Source organism: Quyinboa ferrireducens (assembly GCF_042436675.1).
In the GTDB taxonomy this organism is placed as follows: Bacteria; Bacteroidota; Bacteroidia; order Bacteroidales; family UBA5342; genus JBHJHP01.
In genome coordinates, this window is the sequence record NZ_JBHMVA010000034.1 from 1 (window position 1) to 5,073 (window position 5,073).

At 38.0% G+C, this 5,073-nt stretch carries 1 protein-coding gene; it reads left to right on the plus strand.

Annotated elements, in window-relative coordinates:
• Positions 1-409: 409 nt before the first annotated feature.
• Positions 410-5,073, plus strand: a 4,664-nt coding sequence (locus ACE01N_RS20000) for a lectin-like domain-containing protein (RefSeq protein ID WP_380592764.1), incomplete at its 3' end; no start/stop codon positions are given.

Here is a 5,073-nt window from a genome sequence, read left to right on the forward strand (position 1 = left end):
AAGGAAAGGATTGATATCAGTGATCAGCCAGCAGGAATATATCTGATCAGGATTATCCAGAATTCTGAAGCAATTGCAAATATGAAACTCATAAAACAGTAAATATTGTTACATTACGTTAGGGAGGCTGTCCATTTGGACAGCCTTTTTTTGTTTTATCCTGATCAGTTATTTGAAAACCAGTATTCCTTCTGTTAGAAAATTGTATTAAAAAATAATATCAATAAAAATTAGGTTGATATAGTCCGTGAATATCTGTGATCAAAATATATATATGCGTTATAGTTAATTAAATATTAATTAATCGATATTTTAAATTAAAATAATTTGTTTTTATCATTAATTAATTATTAATTTGTGACTATTGAAGTTAAATTAAATCTAAAAAATAATTTAAAATCTCAAGGTTATGAAAAAAGAATTACGTTCTAGAGCACACCTATTTTTAAGTGTGTTTATTATATCAGTATTGTTTGCAACAAATCTGAAAGCACAGGTTGATGTTGCTATTATTGATCCGGATCTACCTGATGTAGAGGTTTTGGTGAATAATGTTAAGGATGGAGTTAAAATAGAATATCTGAATCCATTAAAAACTATTGTAGAGTCAGTTAATGATATATTAATTAAGAACCAACCCATAAAATCATTGCATGTAGTAAGTCATGGTTCTGAATATGGCATTTTTACTTCTTTTGGAGGGCTTACTTATGATGATTTGATTATTAATGAAAATCTTATTAGTGGGTGGCAGAATTATTTTACAGAAGATGCATCAATACTAATATATTCCTGTGATTTAGCAAAAAGCGAAAAAGGAAAACAATTTGTTGACAGATTATATCAGTTAACCGGTGTATCAGTATTAGCTTCGAATGATGCTACTGGTGCAACTGGTTTGGAAGGGGACTGGGAATTGGAATATTTAGCTGGAACCAGCTTTGATGATATTTGTTTTAAAGAATCTGTAAAAGAGGAATATCAAAGAATACTTGCAAAAATACTTTTGTTTTCCGAAGGTGCAGCATGGTCTTCCTCTGAGATTGGAGCAATGAGGGATTTTTATGTTAATAGTGGACATTCATGTACATGGATTTCCTCAGGTTCAATACCTGATTTATCAGACTATGATTTGGTTTGGGTAATTCAACCAGGAAGGACTATAACTGAAACAGAATTAGGTTATTTGAGTGCACACTTAGAAAAAGGCGGCAGAATAGTATTTATGGGGGAAAATGGTAATTATACGCCTGTCCAGAATAATAATATTTCTGCAGCTGTTATTGCACTGGGAGCACATTTTTCAATTGTTAACGAGGCCATTTGTCATTTACCAACATGTAATTATGATCAAAAGGCAAATGGCTTTATGGCAGATCATCCTTTGTTTGAAGGGGTAACTACATTTCAAGATTCTTATTTAGCCCCAATTTCTATGGGAGGAGATGCTGAGGTTTTGATTAAAGCTAATTGTGATGCTTCGAAAGTTTTTATGGCACTTGAAAAGGTGCGGAATGGTGATATTGTAATGTGGGCAGATCAGAACTGGTGGGGAATGGGATATGTTCAAAATCCAGGTTGTAATGAGAATGAAGTTTTTTTATTAAATCTTGCGAATAATGCAGCAAGTAATATTCAGAATGTTGCAACTGCCACCATGTCTACTGTTGCGCCTTATTCAATCACAGGATCTACGGCAATGTCAGGAGGTAATATTACAGACGATAAGGGAAATACTATAACTGAAAGAGGAATTTGTTGGAGTTCAACCAATCAAACTCCTACTTTAAGCGATAATGTTGCAACAAATGAATCAGGAGGTTCCGGTTTGTTCCAGGTTCAGGCATCCGGGTTATCCTTAAATACAAAATATTATATCAGGGCGTATGCAACTACTTCAGAAGGACGTACTGCTTATGGTAATGTCTTAAACTTTACAACTCCCTCAGTGCAAAACACGTCACCAACGGCAGTTGCTGATAATTTTACCTGTGAAATAAATAAATCAATTTCGGGAAATGTGATTGACAACGATTTTGACGATGATGGTGATGTTATAACGGCAATAATTGTTACGAAGCCAAGTTATCATAGTGGTACATTTACATTGAATTCTAATGGTTCGTTTACATATACGCATAACGGAACGAGTGCGCCTTCTGATTTCTTCTCTTATTATCTGACAGATGGTATTTCAAATTCATCAACCGTGAGTGTTGGTATAACTCTTTTTGTACCTCAAAATGCACCAATCGGTGGAAATGGCTCTGTTGATGCAGTTGCTGATGAAGCCTATTCTTTCAAGGCAGCAGATTTTACCTTTAGCGATGCTGACGGGCATACCTTTAATGGTATAAAAGTTGTTTCGCTACCAGGTTCAGGCACTTTAAAATATAATGGATTGCCTGTATCTGCAGGAGCAAACTGTAATGTGGTATCAAACCTGTCGTTTACAGGTTCGGCAACAACAACATTTACATTCAAGGTTATTGACTCTTCAGGAGAAGAAAGTGATGCTACCTATACTATGACCATTAATATTGAAACACCTTTGGATTGTTCAGAATTCAATGTCAGTGACCTTACTTTAAGTGGTGATGCATCCATTTCTGGCAATGTAGTAACTTTAACACAAGATGCCAGTTATCAGTCCGGTTCAGTGTGGGGTGTTTCAAGAATTGATTTAACCCAGAATTTCAGGATTACTTCAAAAGTTTTTCTTGGAAATAATGAGAATGGTGCTGACGGAATAGCTTTTGTAATTCAAAAATTATCGTCTAATGCGGGTACTACTGGTGGAGGACTAGGATATGGAGGAATTAGTCCTTCTTTGGCTGTGGAATTTGATACTTATTATAATGGTAGCGCTGATCCAATAGCAAATGATCATATTGCAATCGTTAAAAATGGTCAGGCTGGTATTGCCAGTGCGCATACTGAGTATGCATCAGCTTATGATGCAGGACAGTTGGAGGATGGCTCATGGCATAATTTAGTTGTTGAATGGAATGCATCTACAAAAGCATTTACAGTTACATATGAAAATAGTATATTATTTAATGCTACAATTGATCTTGTAAATGATATTTTCTCAGGTGATACTTATGCTTACTGGGGGTTCACTGGTGCTACGGGTGGTTCTAAAAATTTGCAGCAGGTAGAAATAGTTGAGTACTGTATTACAAAAATAGTAAATACTGATCCTGTAATATCCGAAGTGGCAGATGTTAGTGATTGTACATCAGAACCCGGTGCCTCAGTTGATTTTACTGTTACGGATAATGAATCTCTTCCTGAAAAGATGACAATTGAAGTGAGTTCTTCAAATCAGAGCCTGGTTAAAGATTCTAAGTTAGTTGTATCAGGATTAACTTCTTCTAAAACTATGGAAATAACTCCGGAAGAAAATCAGACTGGTGAGTCAGTTATTACAATTACTGCAACAGATGGTGATGGGGCTTCTGTCCAAAAAACTTTCAAATACATACTTGATATATGTGATAGTGATAATGATGGTATAGCCGATAATGAAGATGCATTTCCTGAAGATCCAAATGAATGGATTGATACCGATAATGACGGTATAGGTAACAATGCCGATACCGACGATGACGGTGATGGTTACAGCGATGCAGATGAGATTGCCAATGACACCGATCCACTGGATGCAGAATCCGTACCAGCCGATAACGATGGTGACAAGGTCAGTGACTTGAACGACGATGATGATGATAATGATGGCATAATCGATACAGAGGATAAGTTCCCGATGGATGCAACAGAAACCGTTGATACCGATAACGATGGCATAGGTGATAATGCCGATACTGACGACGACGGAGATGGTTACAGCGATGCAGATGAGATTGCCAATGACACCGATCCACTGGATGCAGAATCAGTACCAGCTGATAACGATGGTGACAAGATCAGTGACCTGAATGACAATGATGATGATAACGATGGTGTTATTGATACAGAGGATAAATTCCCGACGGATGCAACAGAAACCGTTGATACCGATAATGATGGTATAGGTGATAATGCCGATACTGACGATGACGGTGATGGTTACAGCGACGCAGATGAGATTGCCAATGATACCGATCCACTGGATGCAGAATCTGTACCGGCTGATAACGATGGCGATAAGGTAAGTGACCTTAACGACGATGATGATGATAACGATGGTGTTATTGATTCAGAGGATAAATTCCCGACAGATGCCACAGAAACCATTGATACCGATAATGATGGTATAGGTGATAATGCCGATACCGATGATGACGGAGATGGTTACAGCGATGCAGATGAGATTGCCAACGATACCGATCCACTGGATGCAGTATCTGTACCGGCTGACAACGATGGTGATAAGGTGAGCGACCTTAACGACGATGATGATGATAACGATGGCATAATCGATACAGAGGATAAATTCCCGACGGATGCAACAGAAACCGTTGATACCGATAACGATGGCATAGGTGATAATGCCGATACTGACGATGACGGTGATGGTTATTCAGATCAGGATGAAATAGATAATGGAACAAATCCGTTGGAAGCAGAATCCGTACCGGCTGACAACGATGGTGATATGGTAAGTGACCTTAACGACGATGATGATGATAACGATGGCATAATCGATACAGAGGATAAATTCCCGATAGACGCAACAGAAACTGTTGATACCGATAATGACGGAGTAGGCGACAATGCCGATACCGACGATGACGGTGATGGTTACAGCGATGCAGATGAGATTGCCAACGATACCGATCCACTGGATGCAGAATCTGTACCGGCTGATAACGATGGTGACAAGGTCAGTGACCTGAATGACGATGATGATGATAATGATGGTTATTCAGATCAGGATGAGATTGCCAATGGAACCGATCCGCTGGATGCAGTATCTGTACCTGCTGATAACGATGGCGATAAGGTGAGTGACCTGAATGATAATGATGATGATAACGATGGTGTTATTGATTCAGAGGATGAATTCCCGATGGATGCCACAGAATTTGCTGATAGTGATAACGATGGCATTGGAAATAATGCTGATAC